Below are 21,975 nucleotides of genomic sequence, written 5' to 3'. Positions count from 1 at the left end.
GAGCAAAGCGATGACACGTCAGATGACCGGAGCGAAAATGGTGGTTCAAGCCCTGAAGGATCAGGGTGTGGACACGGTATTCGGATATCCCGGTGGCGCTGTGCTACCGATTTACGACGAGATTTTTCAGCAGAACGGCATTCGGCACTTTCTGGTGCGCCACGAACAGGGCGCGGTGCATGCCGCAGAGGGCTATGCGCGATCAACCGGCAAGCCGGGCGTTGCGCTGGTGACATCCGGCCCCGGCGCGACGAACGCCGTCACCGGGCTGACCGACGCGCTGATGGACAGCATCCCGATCGTCGTTCTGACCGGCCAGGTGCCGACTTTCATGATCGGCTCGGACGCGTTTCAGGAGGCCGACACGGTCGGCATCACCCGCCCCTGCACCAAGCATAACTGGCTGGTGAAGGATACCGACCAGCTGTCGGGCGTCATTCACGAGGCGTTTCACGTCGCCACTTCGGGCCGCCCCGGCCCCGTTCTGGTGGACATTCCCAAGGACGTTCAATTCGCCAGCGGCAGCTATACGGAAAAGGCCAAAGCCAAGGTCAGCCATTACCAGCCGCAGGTGAAGGGCGACATGGAAACGATCACGCAGCTGGTCGAAGCGATCGAAACCGCCGAACGCCCCGTCTTCTATACCGGCGGCGGCGTGATCAATTCCGGTCCCGGCGCCAGCCAGCTTCTGCGCGAATTGGTGGAAGCGACGGGCTTTCCCATCACCTCCACGCTGATGGGGCTGGGCTGCTATCCGGCATCGGGCAAGAACTGGCTCGGGATGCTGGGGATGCACGGGCTTTACGAGGCCAATCTGGCGATGCATGATTGCGATCTGATGATCAATATCGGCGCGCGGTTCGACGACCGCATCACCGGCCGGGTCGATGCGTTCAGCCCCAAATCGCGCAAGGCGCATATCGACATCGATCCTTCGTCGATCAACAAGGTGATCCGCGTGGACATGCCGATCATCGGCGATGTCGGCTATGTTCTCGAAGATGTGCTCAAGGTCTGGAAATCGCGGGGCCGCAAGGTCAACCGCGAAGGGCTGCAGAAATGGTGGTCGCGGATCGAGGAGTGGCGCAAGGTCGATTGTCTCGCCTACAAACCGTCAGGCAAGGCCATCCGCCCGCAACACGCGATGGCACGGCTCGAAGCGCTGACCAAGGGGCGGGACCGCTACATCACCACCGAGGTCGGCCAGCACCAGATGTGGGCCGCGCAATATCTCGGCTTCGAGGATCCCAACCGCTGGATGACGTCCGGCGGGCTTGGCACGATGGGTTACGGCACACCGGCCTCCATCGGCGTGCAGGTCGCGCATCCCGACGCGCTGGTCATCAATGTCGCCGGAGAGGCGTCATGGCTGATGAACATGCAGGAAATGGGAACCGCGACGCAATATCGCCTGCCGGTCAAGCAGTTCATCCTGAACAACGAACGGCTCGGCATGGTGCGCCAATGGCAGGAGCTTCTGCATGGCGAGCGCTACTCGCATAGCTGGTCCGAAGCCCTGCCCGATTTCGTCAAGCTGGCCGAAGCCTTCGGCGCAAAGGGGATCCTGTGCAGCGATCCGGCCGATCTCGACGATGCGATCATGGAAATGGTCGATCATGACGGGCCGGTGATCTTCGACTGTCTGGTGGAAAAGCACGAAAACTGCTTCCCCATGATCCCGTCGGGCGAGCCGCATAACAAGATGCTGCTTGGCGAGGCGAAAACTCAGGATGCCATCGGCTCCAAGGGCGCGGTGATGGTGTGAGCCGCCCCGGCTCCATAGAAAAGGGCAGCCGTTCGGCGGCTGCCCTTCAAACGCGTTCGGGCGCGGAGGCGGATCAATCGCTGTCCTTGTCGTCGTCGCTGTCATCCATGTCGAAATCGCGCTCGATTTCCTCATACTCGTCCTCATCGATATCGCCGCTTGCATCGCGGTCATATCGCTTGAACGACGCGCGGTTGAATTCATCCTCATCGATGGAACCGTCCTCGTTCTCGTCGAACATCTTGAAATATTCGCCTTCGTGGAACGCTTCGGCGAATTCGTCTTCCTTCACGCTGCCATCGCCATCGCGGTCCCAGGCGTCATATGCGAATGCCGGGCCGGATACGATCAGCGCGGCGGCGGTGGTGGTCAAAACCGTCTTGAAGGTCATGGTCATCTCCTTTTCACGTTCTGCGGCCGGAGCCTGTTGCATCTTCCGTCCGGCTCAGTTTCAAAACCGACGCACACGACAAGTGTTCCAAAATCAATCACAGCCCGTTCAGACCGCTGAACGCGCCCTCATCCGTCAAGAGGCCCTGCCATGTCCGCTTTGAAAATCAAGAAAGGCTCGACCAAACATTCGGCCTACAACCTGCGCCCGACCTTTTCGGATGTGCAGGAAACGCACACGCTCGCCGTGATCGTGGACAACGAGGCCGGGGTTCTGGCACGGGTGATCGGGCTGTTTTCGGGTCGCGGCTACAACATCGACAGCCTGACGGTGGCCGAGATCGACCACGAGGGACATCTTTCGCGGATCACCATCGTCACCACCGGCACGCCGCAGGTGATCGAACAGATCAAGGCTCAGCTCGGACGCATCGTTCCGGTTCATCAGGTCAACGATCTGACGGTCGAGGGAGGATCGGTCGAACGTGAACTGGCGCTGCTTAAGGTCGAGGGCGAAGGCGACAAGCGGGTCGAGGCCCTTCGCCTCGCCGACATCTTCCGCGCGCAGGTGGTGGACAGCACGCTTGAAAGCTTCGTCTTCCAGATCACCGGCACGCCGGAAAAGGTGGATGCGTTCGCTGACCTGATGCGCCCGCTCGGCCTGGCCGAAATCGCACGAACCGGTGTTGCCGCCCTGTCGCGCGGTGTATAAACAAGGCAACGCCGCGCACCCCGGCGCGGCGTGCCTCGCGAAATCTGTCAGCGCGATCTATCCGGTAACGGCCATCGGCCCGCGCTTCGGCTCGAAATAATGCGCCAGTTCAATAACCTTGCGCGAGATCGCCTCACGCGCGGGATTGGTCGCCCGCTGCGGCTTGGGCGGGTTGCGCAGCGTTTCTGGCAAGTTCGGCGAGTGGGACTGCATCAAAAGTTGCGGATTGCTCGCCTTGCGCATGTTTTCCTGAACCGACAGATCGAAACGGATCAAATCCCCGGCGTCGAGCGCGGGCGCATCATGGATACTGGTATCGCCGGGTGTATAGAAGGCGAGTTCCCCCTGATCCTCGCACCAGATTACAGCTTTCTGAGCGTCGGTGTCAGACCACAGCACAACACCGAACATATTCTGCTTTGTCATAAATTCGTTTCCCCATCTTAGGGGTTCAATGTGTTAATTTTCCGTGGCTTAGAACATGACAAATCCCGCACCGTAGACACAATTTTTGTGTCCAACCGGCATTGACCCTGCAACAATATCGCGCCACCATTAGCACGTATAGGCGTCACGTTGACGCTGGTTAGCGTCAGTTTCGTTCAATGGTGACCGTTTTCCGTATCAAGACGGGATATAGCGGTTGATTTTCTGCGAACTGGCATTGGTTGCATCTTCCAACGCACTACTCTTGTGGTTGCCGCCAATCGAAGGAACACTCCTGCCGTGACATCTCCCAGCCCGTCCGAATTGCGAAACACTCTGGGCGCCAACCTCCGTATCCTAGCCAAGCAAGCCCCTTCGGTGTCAGCCCTTTGCAGAGAGTTGGGAATCAACCGCACACAGTTCAACCGCTATCTCTCGGGCGAGAGCTTTCCAAGGCCCGATGTTCTTTACCGGATCTGCAAACATTTCGACGTCGATGCGCGGATCATGCTGGAGCCCTTGGACGAGCTTGAGCATGGCGCCAAGGATTTGCACGGCCATCCCGATATTGCCGACTTCATGGCCGGCAGCATCCAGCAGCTGAGCGAAGAGCTTTTCCCGTCCGGATTCTATCGCTTCTCGCGGCGCAGCTTTTCCAACAATACGCTGTTCCTGCAGGGGCTGGTCTACATTTACCGCAAGGACGGAGCGACCTTCCTGCGCGGTTTCGAGGCCAAGGAAGCCGTCGCGCAACAGGGCGTTCCGACCGATCCGCGCACGCGAGAGTTTCGCGGCCTGATGCGCGCGGTGGAGGGCGGCGTGGCCGGCGTGGTCAGCCGGCGCGGCTCGGTCAGCACCTCTTTCAACTACCTGGCGCAGGTGCAATCCTTCGAAAACAATTTCTGGGTAGGCTATACCGTGCGCACCGCTCGCGAAAGCCCGACCCACACGCGTATTGCGCGACTGGTCTACGAACATCTCGGGCGCGATGGCGCAAAGGTCCGCGCCGCGGCGCGCAATGCCGGTCTTTGCCCGGCCGAAGATCTCGTGCCGTTCCATCGCAGCCAGCTGCGCATCGACGAGCCGTTCCAGTAACGCTCAAGCGCGCGCGCCGCCGGCAACCGCCTCGGTCTCGGCCGCGCTGTCGCGGTTGACGATGTCGTAAAGATGCCAGGTGGCATGCCCCAGGAGCGGCAGAACGAGGAACAGACCCAGAAATCCCGGCAATAGCGCCACGAAGGTCGACAGCGCGATAAAGGCGCCCCAGCCCAGCATCACGGCGGGGTTCGCCATAACATAGCTGAACGAGGTGATCATCGCGGTCACGAAATCCACCTCCCGGTCGAGCAGCATCGGAAGCGCGATCACGGTGATGTTGAAGAGCAGGATCGCGAAAAGCGCGCCCACGGCGGTGCCGACGCCGAGCATCATCAACCCGTTCGGCGTGAGATACACGTCGAAGGACGTTGAAACATTGGTCATGGTGCTGAGCCCGAGAAAGAGCGCGAAGATCATATGCGCGATGAAGAACCAGAAGAGAAAGACCATGATGACGATCGCGCTGATCGAGGGAAGCTGCCGGCGCGATTGATGCAGGATGACGCCCAGAATGTCCGACATGACGAGCGGCACGCCCCGTTCGAGCCGCCGGCTGACTTCGTAGAACCCCACCGCCGCGAAGGGGCCGATGAGAGGAAACCCGATGGCCGCAAGGACGAGCCAATAGCTGGTGCCGGTGGCGTAGGTGATCCAGGCGATGATCCAGCCCGTCACCACGTAGAACCCGGCAAAGAAGATCGCGTATCCCGGCGCGCGGATCATGTCGCGCCAGCCGCGCGCGAGCGCGGTGCGCAACGTGTCGAAACTGGCCGGGGAAAGGTCGGGTGCGCCGAGTTCGGGAGTTTCGGTCATTCGGGTCTCCATGCCGTCACGTTACAGCATATGAAACCGTTATTCGCGTTTTTTTGCAACGCCGGCAGACAGGTGCCATGATGCGTCGACGCATCATTCCGTTTCCGTCAACGGAAACGTCCGCCCGGTATCACTCCCCCTGCGCCTCCGCGCGGGACTTGCCCGAGACGTTCTGCGCCAGCGTCGCCGCCATGAACGGGTCGAGATCGCCGTCGAGCACACCCTTGGTGTCCGATGTCTCGTGACCGGTGCGCAAATCCTTGACCATCTGGTAGGGCTGCAGCACGTAGGAGCGGATCTGATTGCCCCAGCCGGCATCGCCCTTGGCCTCATGGGCCGCGTTGATATCGGCGTTGCGGCGGTCGAGCTCCAGCTGGTAGAGCCGCGACTTGAGTGCCTTCATCGCGATATCGCGGTTCTGATGCTGCGATTTTTCCGAACTCGTCACCACGATGCCCGTGGGCGCGTGGGTGATACGCACGGCGGAATCGGTGGTGTTCACATGCTGGCCGCCCGCGCCCGAAGACCGATAGGTGTCGATGCGGATATCGGAGGGATTGATCTCGATCTCGATATTGTCATCGACGACCGGATAGACCCAGACCGAACAGAAGGATGTGTGACGCTTGGCCGCGCTGTCGAAGGGCGAGATGCGCACGAGCCGGTGCACGCCCGATTCCGATTTCAGCCAGCCATAGGCGTTCGGCCCGCTGATCTTGTAGGCGGCCGATTTGATCCCCGCCTCTTCGCCCGGCGTTTCCGATTGCAGCTCGACCTCGTAGCCATGCGCCTCGGCCCAGCGAACATACATCCGCGCGAGCATGTTGGCCCAGTCGCAGCTTTCGGTGCCACCCGCGCCCGAATTGATCTCAAGGAACGTGTCGTTCCCGTCTGCCTCCCCGTCGAGCAGCGCTTCGAGTTCCTTGGTCGCCGCCTTCTCGGCCAGTGCCTTGAGCGCGTTTTCGGCGTCGGTGACGACCTCCTGATCGCCCTCCATCTCGCCCAGCTCGATCATCTCGACATTGTCGGACAGATCCTGCTTGATCGAGCTGTAGGTCTCCATCGCATCGACGAGCATCTGCCGCTCGCGCATCAGCTTCTGCGCCGCTGCCGGATCGTCCCAGAGGTTCGGATCCTCGACCCGCGCGTTGAATTCCTCGAGCCTGTGCTGCGCGGTGTCCCAATCGAGCCGCTGTCCCAGCAGCTTCACGGATTTTTCGATCTGCTCGACGATGTTCTGAATTTCAGCGCGCATTGGCGGTCCTGTTGTCTCGACGTTCGGGTTTCACGGGTGATAGACCAGCCCCGCCGCAGCGACAAGCGGCCACAGGCCGACGCAGCCCGGCGCGGTCAGTAAAGACCGCCCGAGCTGAGCGTTCCGAAGCTGGCTTTGGGGCCGACAACCGCGGTCCCGCCGCTTGAGGTCGTCACTTGCCGACCGCCGCCCTCGGCCGGGGTGTAAAGCTCGAAATTCGAGCCCATCGCGAAGCCGCCGTCGAACTGGATGCCGAAGATCGGCTCCTCGCCCTCGCGGAAACATTCGCTCACGACATTGTCGCCGCTGGCCTCGTCGGATAGGCGCGCGCCAGTGTTCCGGTCGATCTTGATGAACTGGCAGCTTTCCGGCGCACGGAAGGCGCTGCCGCCATATTTGGCGACGGCCTTCTGCATGAACGCGTTGAAGACCGGCCCGCACATGCCCCCGCCCGACGCGCCGCGCCCCAGCGAGCGCGGCTGATCGAAGCCGATATAGCAGCCCGCGACGATATTGGAGGTGAAGCCGACGAACCACACATCCTTGGAATCGTTGGTCGTGCCCGTCTTGCCGGCGGTCGGCACGGGCAGGTTCACCGCGCTGCGTGCCGTTCCGCGCTCGACCACGCCCTGCATCATCGAGGTGAGCTGATAGGCGGTGACCTCGTTCATCACCCGCTCGCGATTGCTGCGCACGGTCGGCCCCTGCCCCGCCCGAAGCTGCGGCACGTCGCAGTCGATGCAGACGCGCTGATCGTGCTTGTAGACGGTGTTGCCGTAGCGATCCTGCACCCGGTCCACCAGCGTCGGCTCGACGCGCTCACCGCCGTTGGCGAACATCGCATAGGCCGCGACCATCTTGTAAAGCGTCGTCTCATCCGCGCCGAGCGCGTTGGCCAGAACCCGGCCCATATTGTCGTAAACGCCAAATTTTTCGGCATAGCGCGCCACCGTGTCCATCCCGACCTCTTGCGCAAGGCGCACCGTCATCAGGTTCCGCGACCGCTCGATCCCGGTGCGCAGCGGCGTCGGGCCGTAGAACTTGTTCGACGCGTTCTTCGGCCGCCACACGCCCTGCGGCGTGTTGATCTCGATTGGCGCGTCCACTACGATCGTGGCGGGCGAATAGCCGCTGTCGAGCGCGGCGGCATAGACAAAGGGCTTGAAGCTCGATCCCGGCTGGCGCTGCGCCTGCGTCGCGCGGTTGAAGACGGATGCCTGATAGCTGAACCCGCCCTGCATCGCGATCACGCGGCCGGTGTTGACATCCATCGCCATGAACGCGCCCTGCACGCGCGGCACCTGCCGCAGCGTCCAGCGGATGAAGCTGCCATCATCATCCGAGGTCATGCGGCGCACATGCACCACGTCGCCCACCTCCAGAAGATCGCCGGCGACCTGCGCCTTGCGACCCAGTGAGCCATTGCTCATCCGCTTTCGGACCCATTGCACATCGGCAGCCGGGATCCAGTGACCGTCCTCGTCATTCGGCACGGATTCGATCCCGATGCGCGCATCGTTCGCCCCGACCTCCAGCACAACCGCCGGATACCACGGATTTTCCAGCCGGATATCGCGTGCAATGGTTTCATCCGAAAGCGCCGCGCGCCAACTTGCCTCGTCGGTGAGCTGCTCCGGCGCAATCCGCTTGCCGGTGCCGCGCCAGATGCCCTGACTGCGGTCGTAGCGCTCAAGCGCGCGTTGCAGCGCATCCTCCGCTTCAAGCTGCAGTTCGGGATCGAGCGTCGCCCGGACGCTGAACCCGCCCGAGAAAAACTCCGCCTCACCGAAATCGACGCTGAGCTGTCTGCGGATCTCATCGGTAAAATAGGAGCGCGGCGGCAGCGCGTCGCGGAACGGCTCGAAATCGCCGTTCTGCACCGATCTGAGCGGCATGTCGCGCTCGGCCTCATAGGTGTCGGCGTCGATATATCCGTTCTCGAACATCTCCTTGAGCACGAAATTGCGCCGCGCCAGCAGCCGGTCCTTCTCGCGCACGGGATGATAATCCGACGGCGCCTTGGGCATGGCGGCCAGCGTCGCGGCCTCATGCGGGGCCAGTTCGGTCAGCGTCTTGTTGAAATAGGTCTGCGCGGCCGCCGTCACGCCATAGGAGTTCTGCCCGAGGAAGATCTCGTTCATGTAAAGCTCTAGGATCTTCTCCTTGGACAGCGTGTCCTCGATGCGCGAGGCAAGGATGATTTCCTTGATCTTGCGCTCCACCCGGCGGTCGCCGGACAGAAGGAAGTTCTTCATCACCTGCTGCGTGATGGTGGACGCGCCGCGCACATCGCGCCCGCGCGAGGCCACGGCATCGAAGGCCGCCGCCGCGATCCCGCGCAGGTCATAGCCCTGATGGTCGTAGAAATTCTTGTCCTCGGCGGAAATGAACGCCTGCTTGACCAGATCGGGGATCTCGCGCGCCGGGGTGAACAGCCGCCGCTCCTGTGCGAACTCGTCGATGATGCGCCCCTCGCCGGAATAGATGCGGCTGATCGTCGGGGGCGTGTATTGCGCCAGGCTCTCATGGCTCGGCAGATCGCGCCCATACATCCAGAAGACCGCACCGACGGCCAGGGCGATCATCATCGCGCCCATCGTGATGAGCGTGAAGATCGCGCCGAAAAAGGACAGGATGAATCTGGTCAATCGTTCGCGCCTTTGTTGCGGGGGTTTGCCTTGCCTACAAAACTGGGCGCCAGCCGTCAAAACACAATGATGTGCCGGGCGGCGGCAAGCAGCGCATGACGCAAGGTCATTTCCTCCGCAGCGGCGCCAGCGCGGCATCCTCGTCGCGCCAGGCCATGAGCCCGTCGCGAATGCCCGCGGCCATGCCCTGCCGCCAGATGGGATCGCTCAGATTGGCCAGATCCTCATCGGTGGACAGGAACCCCAGCTCGACGAGGACCGATGGAATATCCGCCGCCTTGAGCACCGAAAACCCCGCATGGCGCAGCGGGCGCTTGTGCACGCGCCCCACCGCGTTCTCGATCCCCGACAGCAGGTGCCGCGCCAGCGCCGTGCTGCGCGGCGCGTTCTGCAAGCGCGCGAGATCCATCAGCACATCGGCAACCCGGTCATCGGATCGGCTCAGATCGACCCCGGCCAACAGATCGTCCCGGTCATGCCTCTCGGCCAGCGCGGCGGAGGCCGCGTCGGATGCCTCCTCCGACAGCGTGTAGATCGCCGCCCCGCGCGCCTGCCCTTCGGACAGCGCATCGGCATGGAGCGAGACGAACACGTCCGCCCCAGCCTCCCGCGCCCGCGCGACGCGTGCCTCGAGCGAGACGAAATGATCGCCCTCCCGCGTCAGCACCGCATCGAAACTGCCGGTGCGGCGCAGCACCTCCTGCAACTCGCGCGCGAAAGTCAGCATCAGATCGGCCTCGCGCACCTCGCCGCGCTCTGCGCCGGGATCGATGCCGCCGTGCCCCGGATCGATCACCACGGTCAGCCGCTTGGGATCGCGCTCCGGCAAGGGCATGATCCGGGCGGCGCGCGGCAAATCCCAGCGCGGATCCTGCGGTGCGCCGGAGGCGGCATCGAATGCCGCCTGGTCCGCCGCCTTCAGAATCACGCGGATCGTGGCTGCGCCGGTGTCGGCATCGCTGAGCATCACCGCGCTCTCGATCACCAGCGGCTCGGCCAGATCGGCCACCAGCCGCGACCAGCCCGGACGATAGCCGCCAAGGCGCACCTCCCGCACGCGATCGGTTCCGTTCATGTCCGGCGCCTGCATCTCGCCCCATTGCACCTCGCGGAAATCCATCACCAGCCGGTTCGGATCGCCGAGCGTGAAGACCCTCCATGGCACGCCCTGGCTCAGATCGAGCCGCAATTCGGTGCCGCCCCAGCGTCCCTCGATCGACCCGCCGAGAGGTCGTGCCAGCCCGCCCATCTCCTGCGCCTGCGCCGGCAGCCAGACCCATATCGTCGCCAACATCGCGAGACAGGCTGCGAACGGTCCTCGCATCGGCCCGCGGCCCGCACGGCCCCAGGGCGAACGTTCCCCCGAAGCGCCTCTCCCGCTTTTCTTCTCGTTCCAAATACTCAACCGCAACATCCGACCTCCCGCGCGCCTGAGGCGATATGGCCCCGCGCGCGCATGAACCGCCCCAGCCGGTCCAGACCCTCGGCGATATCGGCGGTGCTGCGCGCATAGGAAAACCGCAATGCGCCGCCGCCGCGCTCGGGGTCGAAATCGAGCCCCGGCGTCACCGCCACGCCTGCCTCGTCCAGTATCTCGCGGGCGAAGGCGCGGCTGTCATCGGTCAGATGCGAGACATCGGCATAGACGTAAAACGCGCCATCCGGCGGCGCGATGCGGTCGAACCCGGCCCGTGGCAGCCCTTCGATCATCAGACGCCGGTTCTCGCGATAGACGGCCATGTTCGCTTCGAGCTCGTCGCCGGCATCCATCGCCGCGAGTGCGGCGATCTGCGCGGCATGGGGGGCGCAGATGAACATGTTCTGCGCCAGCCGCTCCACTTGCCGCACGTTGTCCTTCGGCAGCACCAGCCAGCCGCAGCGCCAACCGGTCATGCTGAAATACTTGGAGAACGAATTGATCACGCAGACATCGTCGCTGATCTGCAGGGCGCTGACGGCCTTGCGCTCATATTCGACGCCGTGATAGATCTCGTCCGACAGGAAAGCCGCGCCGCGCGCCTGCGCCGCCTCCACCAGCGCGCCGAGCGCGGCGCGGTCCAGCATCGTTCCGGTCGGATTGGCCGGCGAGGCCACCATCACCCCCTCGTAATCGACCCCTTGCAGATCGGACGGCTCCAGTTGAAACCGCGCCTCGGAACGGGTCTGCACCTCGACCGGCTCCAGATCGAGCGACTTGAGGATCTGCCGGTAGGACGGATAGCCCGGCGCGCCGAGCGCCACGCGATCGCCCGCGTCGAACAGCGCTGTGAAGGCGAGGATGAACCCGCCCGAAGAGCCGGGCGTCACGACGACCCGCGCAGGATCGAGATCGACATCGTACCAGTCCCCGTAAAGCCGGGCGATCCGCGCGCGCAGCGCCGGCAATCCCAGCGCAACCGTATAGCCGAGCGCGTCCGTCGCCATCGCCTGCGCGAGCGCGTCGCGCGCGGCGGCGGGTGCCGGCGTGCCGGGCTGTCCGACCTCCATGTGAATGATGTGGCGGCCCTCCGCCTCGGCCTGCCGAGCGGCTTCCATCACATCCATCACGATAAAGGGATCGACCGCCCCGCGGCTTGAATTTCGCATCTTTCCATTCCTAGACTGGTTTCGCCTCACCTAGGGGCGTTACCGGGGAAAGGTCAATGTCCACATCCTTGCCGCGCCTGATGAAGATCGGCGCAGCCGCGCTGTGCCTCGTTGCTCTGATCGGCGCGGCACCGTCCCGCGCGGCGACATTGCTGCGCGATGCCGATATCGAACACGCGCTCGGACAACTCGGCGCACCGGTGCTGCGTGCCGCCGGGCTGAGTCCCGGACAGGTGAGGATCCTTTTGATCGACGACAGCACGCTCAATGCCTTCATCATCGACACGCAGCATATCTTCATCCATTCCGGCCTGCTGTCGAAACTCGGCAGCGCCGCGCAGCTTCAGGCGGTTATCGCGCATGAGGCCGCGCATATCGCCAATGGGCATATCTCCCGCAGGCTGGGCAACATGCGCAGCGCGCGCACCGCCTCGGGGCTCGGTCTCGCGCTCGCCGCAGCCGCAGCCGCCGCCGGTGGCGGTCGCGCGGCGGCAGGTCTGGCGATCGGCACGCAATCCTCGGTGATGCGGAATTTCCTTGCGCACAGCCGGGCCGAGGAATCCTCGGCCGATATCAGCTCGGTGCGCTATCTGACCCGCGCCGGGATCGACCCGCGCGCTGCAGTTGAGGTGCAAAAGCTCTTCAGCGGGCAGATCGCGCTCGCCGAGCACAGGCAGGACCCCTACACGCTGTCGCACCCCCTGACCCGCGACCGGCTTCGCGCCCTCGAAGGGCTGGCGGCAACCGCCCCTGCCGCTGGCCCGGACGGCACCGCGCAATACTGGTTCGCCCGCGCGCGCGGCAAGCTGACCGCCTTCACCCGCGCGCCCGGCTGGACGCTGCGCCGCGCCGGGGACAGCCCCAGCGGCGATATCGCCGAGCTGCGCCGCGCCGTCGCCTATCACCGCCAAAGCGATCTGGGCCGCGCTCTTGCTCATATCGACGCGGCGATCACTGCGCGTCCGAAAGACCCCTTCCTGCGCGAGTTGAAAGGCCAGATCCTGCTCGAATCCCGCCGCCCTGCAGATGCCGCGCGGGACTATGCCGCCGCGGCCCGGCTCGCGCCGCGCAACGCGCTGATCCTCGGCGGGCTGGGCCGTGCGCAGCTTGCCGCCGGGGATCATTCTCAGGCCTTGAACACGCTCGAAAACGCGCGCGGGCGCGATTACGGCGATGCGCGCATCCTGCGCGATCTCTCTGTCGCCTATGCACGGACCGGCCAACCGGCGATGGCCTCGCTTGTCACGGCCGAACGCTACGCATTGCAAGGGCGTCTGAGCGACGCCGCGATCCACGCGCAACGTGCCGCCGGAGCCCTGCCGCGCGGATCGGGGCCGTGGAAACGTGCGCAGGATGTGTTAAGTGCGGCCCAAAGCGCCGCGCGGCGCTGACCCTTTTCAACGGAGAGCTTCATGCCCAAATCCCTTCTCGCCCCAGCCGCCCTGGCGCTCGCGCTCGCATCCGGCGCGCAGGCCGACGATCTCGACCTGTCGAACATGTCAGACAGCGAACGCGCCGCCTTCGGCGATGCCGTGCGCAACTACCTGCTGGAAAATCCCGAAGTCATCATGGAAGCCGTGCAAGCGCTCGAAGAGCGTCAGCAGGCCCAGCAGGCACAGGACGACAAGACGCTGGTCGCGGATAACGCCGAGGCGATCTTCGAAGACGGCTATTCCTGGGTCGGCGGCAATCCCGACGGCGATATCACGGTGGTCGAATTCCTCGATTACCGCTGCGGTTATTGCCGCCGGGCGCATCCCGAAGTGCTGGAGTTGATCGCGGGCGATGGCGATATCCGCTATATCGTCAAGGAATTCCCGATCCTCGGCGAAAACTCCGTTCTCTCCTCGCGCTTCGCGCTGGCCGTCCGCAAGGTCGCCGGAGACGAGGCCTATGAGGCGGCCAGCGAGGCGCTGATGGCGCTCAACCAGGATATGGAGCCGCCCGTCATGCGCCGGCTCGCCGAAACGCTCGGCCTCAATGCCGATGCGGTTCTCGAGACGATGGACAGCGACGCGATCACCGAGCAACTGGCCGAAACGCGCGCATTGGCGCAAAAGCTGCAAATCAGCGGAACGCCGACCTTCGTGATGGGCGATGAGCTGGTGCGCGGCTATGTTCCGCTCGAAGCGATGCAGCAGATCGTCGAGGCGGAGCGCCAGGAGGGTTGAGCCCGGTGCCATGGCGGTGGGCCGCCTTGGCAAGCCGCGTCGACGCGGTTTATTCCGCCGCGTCCCGCACCGCCGCCGCGTCGAGTTCAGCGGCCTTTTTCTCGACCTCTTCGACGATATGATCGATCATCCGGTCGTTCGTCATCTTGTGGCTTTGCTTGCCCGCCAGATAGACCATCCCCGCGCCATTGCCGCCGCCGGTAAAGCCCACATCCGTCATCAGTGCCTCGCCCGGCCCGTTCACGACGCAGCCGATGATCGACAGGCTCATCGGCGTCTTGATATGCTCCAGCCGCTTCTCCAGCGTCTCGACCGTCTTGATGACATCGAAGCCCTGCCGCGCACAGGAGGGGCAGGAGATGATGTTGACGCCTCGGTGACGCAGACCAAGCGATTTCAGGATCTCGTAGCCGACCTTGACCTCCTCGACCGGATCGGCCGAAAGGCTCACCCGGATCGTGTCGCCGATGCCCATCCAGAGCAGGTTGCCGAGCCCGATGGCCGATTTGATCGTGCCGGACATGAGACCGCCCGCTTCGGTGATCCCGAGATGGATCGGCGCATCCGTCGCCTCGGCAAGTTGCTGGTAGGCGGCCGCGGCCATGAACACGTCGGAGGCCTTGCAGCTGATCTTGAACTCGTGAAAATCGTTGTCCTGCAGAATCTTGATGTGATCCAGCCCGGATTCGACCATCGCGTCGGGGCATGGCTCGCCGTATTTCTCCAGCAGGTGCTTTTCGAGGCTCCCGGCATTCACGCCGATGCGGATCGAACAGTTGTGATCGCGCGCGGCCTTGATGACCTCGCGCACACGATCCTGGCTGCCGATATTACCCGGATTGATCCGAAGGCAGGCCGCGCCGGCCTCTGCCGCCTCGATCCCGCGTTTGTAGTGAAAATGAATGTCGGCCACGATGGGCACCGGGCTTTCGCGCACGATCTCCTTGAGCGCGCGCGAGCTGTCCTCGTCCGGCACCGAAACGCGGACGATATCCGCCCCGGCTTCCGCCGCTGCCTGCACCTGCGCGATGGTCGCACGCACATCCGGCGTCAGCGTATTTGTCATCGTCTGCACCGTGATCGGCGCATCGCCCCCCACGGGAACGTTGCCGACCATGATCTGCCGGGACGTGCGGCGATAGATATTACGCCACGGGCGGATGGAATTGAGGCTCATCTTGCGTTCCTCTGGCGATGCCTGGCGAATGGCCCGAGCGGGCCTGTCACCGCTCTAGCTAGGCCCGCAGGCCAAGGGCTTCAAGCCGCAAATCGGCGCAGCGCCTCAGTCGGCCTGCCCCGGCACCGAGAGTTCGGCCACGACGCGGGCCAGGTCGCTATCGGCCTCGATCGAGGCGACGGAATAGCTTTGCGACAGGTTTTCCACCGATAGCGCAAGGTCCGATGTCACCGATCCACGCTGCCCGGCCGGACCGTAGGTTTGCCCGTTCATGGCGAAATAGACGGCACCGGATTCGCCGACGCGAAGCGTGGGCGGATCTTGTGTCACCGGAACGTCGTAAGTGTCCCCGGCATTCATGATCGTTTCATAGATGACGGTTCCATCGGCGGCGCGCACGCGAATCCACGCCGGACGCACCGCCACGAGGGTCACGCCCGGAGCACTGTCCTCGAGGATCTTCGGCTGACCGATGGCGGGCTGCGCCGGCGCGGTGCCAAGATCGGCCAGAACGCGGTTCAGATCGGCATCGGCGACCGCATTGGCAGGCTGAAGCGCCGCCGCGAGAGTCGGCCCGTCGAGCGCGAGATCGGACGTGACGGTGCCGCTCGGCCCCACCGGCCCCATGGTCTGGCCGTTGACGGCGAGATAAAGCGCGCCGCTTTCGCCGACATTGAGCGTGGCGCCGGGCTGCGAGGCCGGAACGGTCCATGTCTCGCCGGGTGCCATCACCTTTTCGAAGAGGATCTTCTGATCCTGCGCGCGCACCCGCACCCAAGCCGGCCGCGCGGCGATCAGCGTCACGCCGGTTTTCGGCAACGCACCGGTCGCGGCGATGGTTGCGTCCGCCACGCTTTGCGGCGGGGTGAGGTCGATTTCCGGCAGCGATTTGCGCGCGTGCTGCGCGAAGGCGCCAACGCTGTTGGGATCGAGCGTCGAGATCGGCGCATCGCGCGCCACCAGCACCGGCACATCGAGCGCCTGCGGTCGGTAGAGCCGATCGAAGGCTTCGGTGGTCGCGGGCGGGGTGAATAGCCCTGCCGTTTCGATATCGTCCTCTTCGGGCGCAGGCTGGGCCGGAACGACGGTTTCGATAGGGTCGAGATCCGAGAGAACGACCGGGGTCTGATCGACCGGCGCAAGTTGCACGCGCTGCACTTCCTGAAGGACCGAATAGCCGCCATAACCCAACCCGCCCAGAAGCAAGGCCAGAACCACGGTAGAGCCGATGGCCCCTGGCTCGATCCGTGAAAGAACGGAGTCACTGCCCGGCGCGAAGGGCAGCGCCGGTTGCGAGAAGGGATCGCGCGGCGCGGCATTTGCCGCCATCTCGGGCTTCTGCGGCTTGCGCGAGGATGCGGCATCGGACATGCCATGCGCGGTGGTGAAACCGCTTTCCGTGCAAAATTCGGAGAAGGTGTCATCCGGGTCCATACCCAGATAGCGCGCGTAGGAGCGCACATACCCGGCGATGAAGCCGGGCGTGTCAAAGGCCGTCGGATCGCAATTTTCGATGGCGGCGATATAGCTCGCCTTGATGCGCAATTCGCGCTGAACGTCGAGGAGCGACTTGCCGAGCGTTGCGCGTTCGCCGCGCATGACATCGCCAAGTTTGAGTTCGAAATCGTCGAACCCGCGCGGTTGTGTGTCGATACTGTCCTGCGATGATTTTGGGGGTTTCCGCCCAATCATACCCGCTGCCCCTTGCGTTCTTACCATGTAAGCGCTGCCCGCGCGGCGCTTACCCGGTGAGTCGAGTCGCGCCCCTTATTAAGGTGACGCTAACACGGAACAAGGTTTAATGCACCGATTTCAGAGCCTACGCGCTAAGTTCGGCGCGATTCAGCGCACAATGTGACCAAAGTTCGTCCATTGCGCGAACCAGCGTGTCGATCTCTTTCGGCCCATGCACTGGCGAGGGAGTGAAGCGCAGCCGCTCCGTGCCGCGCGGCACGGTGGGGAAGTTGATCGGCTGGACATAGATGCCGAACCCTTCGAGCAGCATGTCCGACAGCTTCTTGGTATGCACCGGATCGCCGACGATCACCGGGATGATATGGCTGCCGTGATCGATGATCGGCAGGCCAAGCCCCTTGAGCCGCATCTTGAGGATCCGCGCCTGCAACTGGTGCTTGTCGCGCAACTCCTGATCCTGCTTGAGATGCGCAACGGAGGCGGCGGCCCCGGCAGCCACGGCCGGCGGCAGTGACGTGGTGAAGATGAAGCCCGGCGCATAGGAGCGGATCGCGTCGCACATCTTGGCGGAGGCCGCGATATAGCCGCCCATGACCCCGTAAGCCTTGGCCAGCGTGCCGTTGATGATGTCGATCCGGTCCATCAGACGGTCGCGCTCGGCAACCCCGGCCCCGCGCGGGCCATACATGCCGACAGCGTGTACTTCGTCGATATAGGTCAGCGCGCCGAATTCGTCGGCCAGATCGCAGATCGCCTCGATCGGGGCGAAATCGCCATCCATCGAATAGACGGATTCGAAGGCGATCACCTTCGGCAGATCCGGATCGTCGGCAGCCAGCAATTCGCGCAGATGGTCGAGATCATTGTGCCGGAAAATCCGCTTCGCTCCGCCATTGCGGCGCACGCCTTCGATCATGGAGGCATGGTTGAGCGCGTCGGAATAGATGATGAGGCCGGGGAAAAGACGCGGCAGCGTCGACAGCGTCGCATCGTTGGCGATGTAGGCGGAGGTGAAGAGCAGCGCCGCTTCCTTCTGGTGCAGATCGGCCAGCTCGGCTTCAAGACGCTTGTGATAGACCGTGGTGCCGGAGATGTTGCGCGTGCCGCCCGAGCCCGCGCCCGTTGCATCGATCGCCTCGTGCATCGCGGCCAGAACCTTGGGATGCTGGCCCATGCCGAGATAGTCGTTGCCGCACCAGACGGTGATATTGCGTTCAGAGCCGTCGGGCTTGCGCCACACCGCATGCGGGAACTGGCCGTTCTGGCGTTCGATATCGATAAACGTCCGGTAGCGCCCTTCTTCGTGCAGACGGTCAAGCGCTTGATCGAGTTTGGCAGTATAGCTCACCGGCGTCTCCTTCTTGTCTGCGATCCCGGGTCCGGCTGGCGCCGCTATCGCATTCACGTTTTGGAATGGATACAGATCGCACCTCTCTATATCAATCGTTCTAGGCCCGGCCAACCGCCCAAACCTTGATTTAAGTCAACGGGACCGCGCAATTCGACGCATCCCCGGTAAAATAGCATATTTTTCACATCATTTGCAGCATGAGCGGCTCTGGACAGCCCTTGGCAGGCTGCTAGGCTCCGCCGAAATCAGCGATCAAGGAGCCGCGATCCATGTCTCTCGACCCCGTTCTGTCCCGTATCGATTCCGACCTGCCCTCCAGCCTCGAGCGGCTGATGGACCTCATGCGGATCCCCTCCATCTCGACCGATCCGGCCTATGACGAGGATTGCGTGCGCGCCGCGACATGGCTGGCAGAGGATCTGCGTTCCCTCGGAGCCGAGGCGAGCCTGCGCGAGACGCCGGGCCATCCCATGGTCGTCGGTCATATCGACGGGCCCGGCCCGCATCTTCTGTTCTACGGCCATTACGATGTGCAGCCGGTCGACCCGCTCGATCTGTGGGACCGCGACCCGTTCGATCCGCAAGTCGAGGAGACGCCGAATGGCCGCGTGATCCGCGGTCGCGGCGCGTCCGACGACAAGGGCCAGCTCATGACCTTCGTGGAAGCCTGCCGCGCCTGGAAGGCCGAACATGGCAGCCTGCCCTGCAAGATCACCTTCTTCTTCGAGGGGGAGGAAGAATCCGGCTCGCCGTCGCTGGTGCCGTTCCTGAAGGAAAACGCCGAAGAACTGAAAGCCGATATCGCGCTGATCTGCGACACCGGGCTTTTCGACAACCGGGTGCCGGCGATCACCACGATGCTGCGCGGCATGGTCAAGGAGGAGATCACCATCACCGGCCCCAGCCGCGATCTGCATTCGGGCGGCTATGGCGGCGCGGCGATGAACCCGATCCGGGTTCTGTGCAAGATCATCGCCGAGTTGCATGACGAGAATGGCCGCGTGACGGTTCCGGGTTTTTATGACGGCGTGCACGAGATCTCGGACGAGATGCGCGAGCAATGGGAGGGGCTCGGCTTCGATCACAAGGCGTTTCTGGGCGAGGTCGGCCTGTCGGAACTCGCCGGCGAAGCCGGGCGCAGCGCGCTTGAGATGCTCTGGGCGCGGCCCACTTGCGAGGTGAACGGCATCGGCGGCGGCTATCAAGGCGCGGGCTTCAAGACGGTGCTGCCGTCGAAGGCGCAGGCCAAGATCAGTTTCCGCCTTGTCGGCGATCAGGATCCGCAGGCGATTGACAAGAGCTTCCGCGACATGGTGCGCGCGATGCTGCCGCGCGATTTCGAGGTCAGCTTCGACAGCGACGGCGCGGCCCCCGCCTCTGTCATGGCGATCGACGACCCGGCCTTCGAGACCGCCCGGCGCGCGCTTGGCGATGAATGGCCTGACGACGCGGCCTTCATCGGCAGCGGCGGATCGATTCCGGTCGCGGGGTATTTCCAAACCGTTCTTGGCATGGAATCCATGCTGATCGGCTTTGCCCGCGACGACGATCAAATCCACAGCCCGAACGAGAAATACGACGTGGAGAGCTTCCACAAGGGCACGCGCAGCTGGGCCCGTATTCTCGACGCGCTGGCAGCGGCCAAGAACTGACGTTGCGGAAGGCCGGGCGGGGATCACAGGAATACCCCGCCCCGGTCGCACCTCGCCCCCATTGTCGTCACATTTGAGGGCGACCTCTGTCCGCATGAAACGGACCTTCAGAAAACAGAACCGCGACGATTTCCTGACCCGCATCGAGCGGCTCGATCCGAAATTCGCCGCGACGCCCACGAAGACGCGTCTGGAACGCAAGCCTTGGGAAGTCGAAAGAACGGGCGCGGGATCGCAAAGCCCGCTTCTGATGCTTGGCACCGGTTTCGGGCTCGTCGGCGGCGCGATCTTCGCCCTGCGCAACCCGGATCGGGTTCTGGATGCCCTCGCCGCCGCCGGATGGCCGGCGCAGTTTCTCGATTACGCGACCTACGGGATGCTGTTCCTGCTTCTCTGTCTCGCGATCTTCTTCGCCAAGACCCTCTTCCGCTTGGTAAAACCGCGCACGCCGGGCAAGTTGAACGCCGGCGGGCTGATTGCCGGCGCGATCGCCGCCATCGCCTTTTTCAGCGTCCCCGATACGGTTTACCAGGCCGGATATGAGCTTGCCGGATTCGAAGACGCGAACGATATGTTCACCTATGCGCAAACTCATGGCCAGAAGCTGACCAAGATCGATTGGGCGAGCGTGGTTCCCGTTTCATCGACGGCGAAATAGGCGCTGGCCACGCTGGCACAGTCATCCTAAGATGTGCGTTCTGCGCAACTGGCGGGCGAACCGACCATCGACACACATATCGAATTCTGTGGAAACTGGCGCGGTTGACGGGGCTCGAACCCGCGACCCCCGGCGTGACAGGCCGGTACTCTAACCATCTGAGCTACAACCGCGCAGTTTACGCAGATCCGTTCGGCAGTGGTGGCGCGGTTGACGGGGCTCGAACCCGCGACCCCCGGCGTGACAGGCCGGTACTCTAACCATCTGAGCTACAACCGCTCACTGCCGCCCGCATCAGGGCGTGTCGCGGGTTCTATGGTCAGCGCCCTGCCCCGTCAAGCGGTTTCGCACGCTTTTTCGAAGCAAATTTCCGCCCGCCGGACGCAGCGCCGTTCCGGCGCTCGCCACGCTCGGAAACAGGCCTGTTTTCGTTGATGGCAAGCGTCAGCGTTCCCATGATCCGCCCCGTCTTCGGCGCGGGAGTCTTTTGAGGAAGTATCAAATCGTCGGTCCTTGTTCCAGTTGCGGTCAGCGGCGCTACCGTGACACCACAGCGTGAAGAAAAGATTATCGGCGGCTCTTCACATGAACAAAATTCCCGATAAAGGCTTCGCAAGTTTTTCTTGATCGGATCGCGCTGCGCCGTCACCATCTCCGCGCAGCGGCGCACACGGGGCCGATATGTTTGATTGAACGCAACAGATTGAAGTCGTCACGTGAACGAGATTTGCCGCAGAAAGCTGAATTTCCGGGACCTGACGCTGTCGCCCCTGTCCTTCACGGTGGAAACCTATGTCGCGGTTCATCTGCACAAACGCACGCTGCTCTTCATCTCGCTTTGTCTGCTGACCTTCTACGCCGCCGATCCGTTCAATACGCGCGATGCCCTGCCGCCCGTTCTGGGCATACTGATCTGGCCGGCGGCGGCGGTGTTGTTCTTCGCGGTTTATTTCAACCTCTTTCTTGCCGTTTCGGCGCTCACCGCAATCGTCCCGCGACTGCGTATCCCAATGCCGCTGCTCGGGGCCATCGCCCTCTTGCCGCCCGTGTATCTTTGCGAGGCGGCGGTGCATCTGGCAACGCGCGGGGCCTATGATCTGCCGATCCTCCCGCAGCTTGCCTATTTCTACATCGCCGCGCAGGCGCTGGAGACCGTCTTTTTCAAATTCATCATGCCCAGCGTGCAAGCCGATCTCATGCGCGACGCGGTCAAGCGAGAACTCATCGTTGATGGCGAAAGAATCGATCTGACGAAACTGCTTCATATCGAGGCGCGCGAGCATCACGTTCAGCTGACATTCGAGGATGCGCACAAGCTGTCCCGCGCCCGGCTGCGCGACATCGTCGCCCAGACGCAGAGCGAGGACGGATTTCAGCCGCACCGGTCCTGGTGGGTGGCGCGCGATCCGTCGATCACGCCGCTTCGGCGCGATGGACGAATGTATTTGCGCTTGCGCGACGATACCGAGGTGCCGGTGGCGCGCACCCGGATCGAGGACGTGCAACGCTGGCTGGACACGCATCTGGAAAAGCAGCGTCCGGCGCAGCACGACGAAGACCAGCGCCGTTGATCCGACC

At 63.5% G+C, this 21,975-nt stretch carries 19 protein-coding genes and 2 tRNA genes; 8 read left to right on the top strand and 13 right to left on the bottom strand.

What is annotated here, in order from left to right; all coding sequences use genetic code 11:
• Positions 1-10: 10 nt before the first annotated feature.
• Positions 11-1,765: an acetolactate synthase 3 large subunit gene (locus tag M3465_RS14995; RefSeq protein ID WP_249502584.1), complete on the top strand. Its 1,755-nt coding sequence runs from the start codon at positions 11-13 to the stop codon at positions 1,763-1,765.
• A 73-nt stretch (positions 1,766-1,838) separates the two neighbouring features.
• On the opposite strand, the gene M3465_RS14990 is transcribed toward M3465_RS14995, so the two are convergent.
• Positions 1,839-2,156 carry an EF-hand domain-containing protein gene (locus tag M3465_RS14990; protein WP_249502583.1) on the bottom strand — a complete coding sequence of 106 codons (318 nt, stop codon included), beginning with the start codon at positions 2,154-2,156 and terminating at the stop codon, positions 1,839-1,841.
• A 150-nt stretch (positions 2,157-2,306) separates the two neighbouring features.
• Here M3465_RS14990 and ilvN point away from each other — a divergent pair, with 150 nt between their 5' ends.
• Positions 2,307-2,867, top strand: a complete 561-nt coding sequence (gene ilvN / locus M3465_RS14985; RefSeq protein ID WP_249502582.1) for an acetolactate synthase small subunit — start codon at positions 2,307-2,309, stop codon at positions 2,865-2,867.
• A gap of 57 nt (positions 2,868-2,924) precedes the next feature.
• Here ilvN and M3465_RS14980 read toward each other — a convergent pair whose 3' ends face one another.
• Positions 2,925-3,293: a hypothetical protein gene (locus tag M3465_RS14980; RefSeq protein ID WP_249502581.1), complete on the bottom strand. Its 369-nt coding sequence runs from the start codon at positions 3,291-3,293 to the stop codon at positions 2,925-2,927.
• A 300-nt stretch (positions 3,294-3,593) separates the two neighbouring features.
• Between M3465_RS14980 and M3465_RS14975 the strand changes: the two genes are divergently transcribed.
• On the top strand, positions 3,594-4,388 hold the full coding sequence (locus tag M3465_RS14975; RefSeq protein ID WP_249502580.1) for a helix-turn-helix domain-containing protein: 795 nt from the start codon (positions 3,594-3,596) through the stop codon (positions 4,386-4,388).
• 3 nt (positions 4,389-4,391) lie between these two features.
• Here the strand turns inward: M3465_RS14975 and M3465_RS14970 are convergent, their stop codons facing one another.
• The 5 genes from M3465_RS14970 to M3465_RS14950 form a co-directional block, all read right to left on the bottom strand.
• On the bottom strand, positions 4,392-5,204 hold the full coding sequence (locus tag M3465_RS14970) for a DUF2189 domain-containing protein (protein ID WP_249502579.1): 813 nt from the start codon (positions 5,202-5,204) through the stop codon (positions 4,392-4,394).
• Between the two features lie 130 nt (positions 5,205-5,334).
• The gene (gene prfB / locus M3465_RS14965; RefSeq protein ID WP_249502578.1) at positions 5,335-6,459 is read right to left on the bottom strand and encodes a peptide chain release factor 2; all 1,125 of its coding nucleotides are present in this window, start codon (positions 6,457-6,459) and stop codon (positions 5,335-5,337) included.
• A gap of 95 nt (positions 6,460-6,554) precedes the next feature.
• Complete coding sequence (locus M3465_RS14960; protein WP_249502577.1) at positions 6,555-9,107, bottom strand: penicillin-binding protein 1A; 2,553 nt, start codon at positions 9,105-9,107, stop codon at positions 6,555-6,557.
• A gap of 106 nt (positions 9,108-9,213) precedes the next feature.
• Positions 9,214-10,431 carry an N-acetylmuramoyl-L-alanine amidase gene (locus M3465_RS14955; RefSeq protein WP_249502576.1) on the bottom strand — a complete coding sequence of 406 codons (1,218 nt, stop codon included), beginning with the start codon at positions 10,429-10,431 and terminating at the stop codon, positions 9,214-9,216.
• Between the two features lie 77 nt (positions 10,432-10,508).
• Positions 10,509-11,693 carry a pyridoxal phosphate-dependent aminotransferase gene (locus M3465_RS14950; RefSeq protein ID WP_249502575.1) on the bottom strand — a complete coding sequence of 395 codons (1,185 nt, stop codon included), beginning with the start codon at positions 11,691-11,693 and terminating at the stop codon, positions 10,509-10,511.
• Positions 11,694-11,749: 56 nt separating this feature from the next.
• Between M3465_RS14950 and M3465_RS14945 the strand changes: the two genes are divergently transcribed.
• Together M3465_RS14945 and M3465_RS14940 are read left to right on the top strand one after the other, a co-directional pair.
• Positions 11,750-13,084: a M48 family metalloprotease gene (locus tag M3465_RS14945; RefSeq protein ID WP_249502574.1), complete on the top strand. Its 1,335-nt coding sequence runs from the start codon at positions 11,750-11,752 to the stop codon at positions 13,082-13,084.
• Between the two features lie 21 nt (positions 13,085-13,105).
• Complete coding sequence (locus tag M3465_RS14940; RefSeq protein ID WP_249502573.1) at positions 13,106-13,864, top strand: DsbA family protein; 759 nt, start codon at positions 13,106-13,108, stop codon at positions 13,862-13,864.
• A 49-nt stretch (positions 13,865-13,913) separates the two neighbouring features.
• On the opposite strand, the gene ispG is transcribed toward M3465_RS14940, so the two are convergent.
• From ispG to hemA, 3 genes are all read right to left on the bottom strand, one after another.
• On the bottom strand, positions 13,914-15,041 hold the full coding sequence (gene ispG / locus M3465_RS14935) for a flavodoxin-dependent (E)-4-hydroxy-3-methylbut-2-enyl-diphosphate synthase (RefSeq protein ID WP_249502572.1): 1,128 nt from the start codon (positions 15,039-15,041) through the stop codon (positions 13,914-13,916).
• Positions 15,042-15,146: 105 nt separating this feature from the next.
• Entirely contained in the window at positions 15,147-16,733 is a 1,587-nt protein-coding gene (locus tag M3465_RS14930; RefSeq protein ID WP_249502571.1) for a helix-turn-helix domain-containing protein, read from the bottom strand.
• 127 nt (positions 16,734-16,860) lie between these two features.
• On the bottom strand, positions 16,861-18,084 hold the full coding sequence (hemA, locus tag M3465_RS14925; protein WP_249502570.1) for a 5-aminolevulinate synthase: 1,224 nt from the start codon (positions 18,082-18,084) through the stop codon (positions 16,861-16,863).
• Positions 18,085-18,356: 272 nt separating this feature from the next.
• On the opposite strand from hemA, the gene M3465_RS14920 reads away from it, so the two are divergent.
• Together M3465_RS14920 and M3465_RS14915 are read left to right on the top strand one after the other, a co-directional pair.
• Positions 18,357-19,739, top strand: coding sequence for a M20/M25/M40 family metallo-hydrolase (locus M3465_RS14920; RefSeq protein ID WP_249502569.1), 1,383 nt, complete (start codon positions 18,357-18,359; stop codon positions 19,737-19,739).
• 94 nt (positions 19,740-19,833) lie between these two features.
• The gene (locus M3465_RS14915) at positions 19,834-20,397 is read left to right on the top strand and encodes a hypothetical protein (protein ID WP_249502568.1); all 564 of its coding nucleotides are present in this window, start codon (positions 19,834-19,836) and stop codon (positions 20,395-20,397) included.
• Between the two features lie 96 nt (positions 20,398-20,493).
• On the opposite strand, the gene M3465_RS14910 is transcribed toward M3465_RS14915, so the two are convergent.
• The 3 genes from M3465_RS14910 to M3465_RS14900 all read right to left on the bottom strand — a co-directional run bounded on the left by M3465_RS14910 (position 20,494) and on the right by M3465_RS14900 (position 21,049).
• A tRNA-Asp gene (locus M3465_RS14910) sits at positions 20,494-20,570 on the bottom strand.
• 29 nt (positions 20,571-20,599) lie between these two features.
• Positions 20,600-20,676: transfer RNA gene (locus M3465_RS14905), tRNA-Asp, on the bottom strand.
• Positions 20,677-20,716: 40 nt separating this feature from the next.
• Entirely contained in the window at positions 20,717-21,049 is a 333-nt protein-coding gene (locus M3465_RS14900; RefSeq protein ID WP_249502567.1) for a hypothetical protein, read from the bottom strand.
• A gap of 64 nt (positions 21,050-21,113) precedes the next feature.
• Between M3465_RS14900 and M3465_RS17165 the strand changes: the two genes are divergently transcribed.
• Positions 21,114-21,968: a LytTR family DNA-binding domain-containing protein gene (locus tag M3465_RS17165; RefSeq protein WP_249502566.1), complete on the top strand. Its 855-nt coding sequence runs from the start codon at positions 21,114-21,116 to the stop codon at positions 21,966-21,968.
• Positions 21,969-21,975 lie beyond the last annotated feature (7 nt).

It is taken from the genome of Marivita sp. GX14005 (assembly GCF_023370775.1).
Classification (GTDB): domain Bacteria; phylum Pseudomonadota; class Alphaproteobacteria; order Rhodobacterales; family Rhodobacteraceae; genus Marivita.
This window is presented reverse-complemented; position numbering and strand designations above follow the sequence as displayed.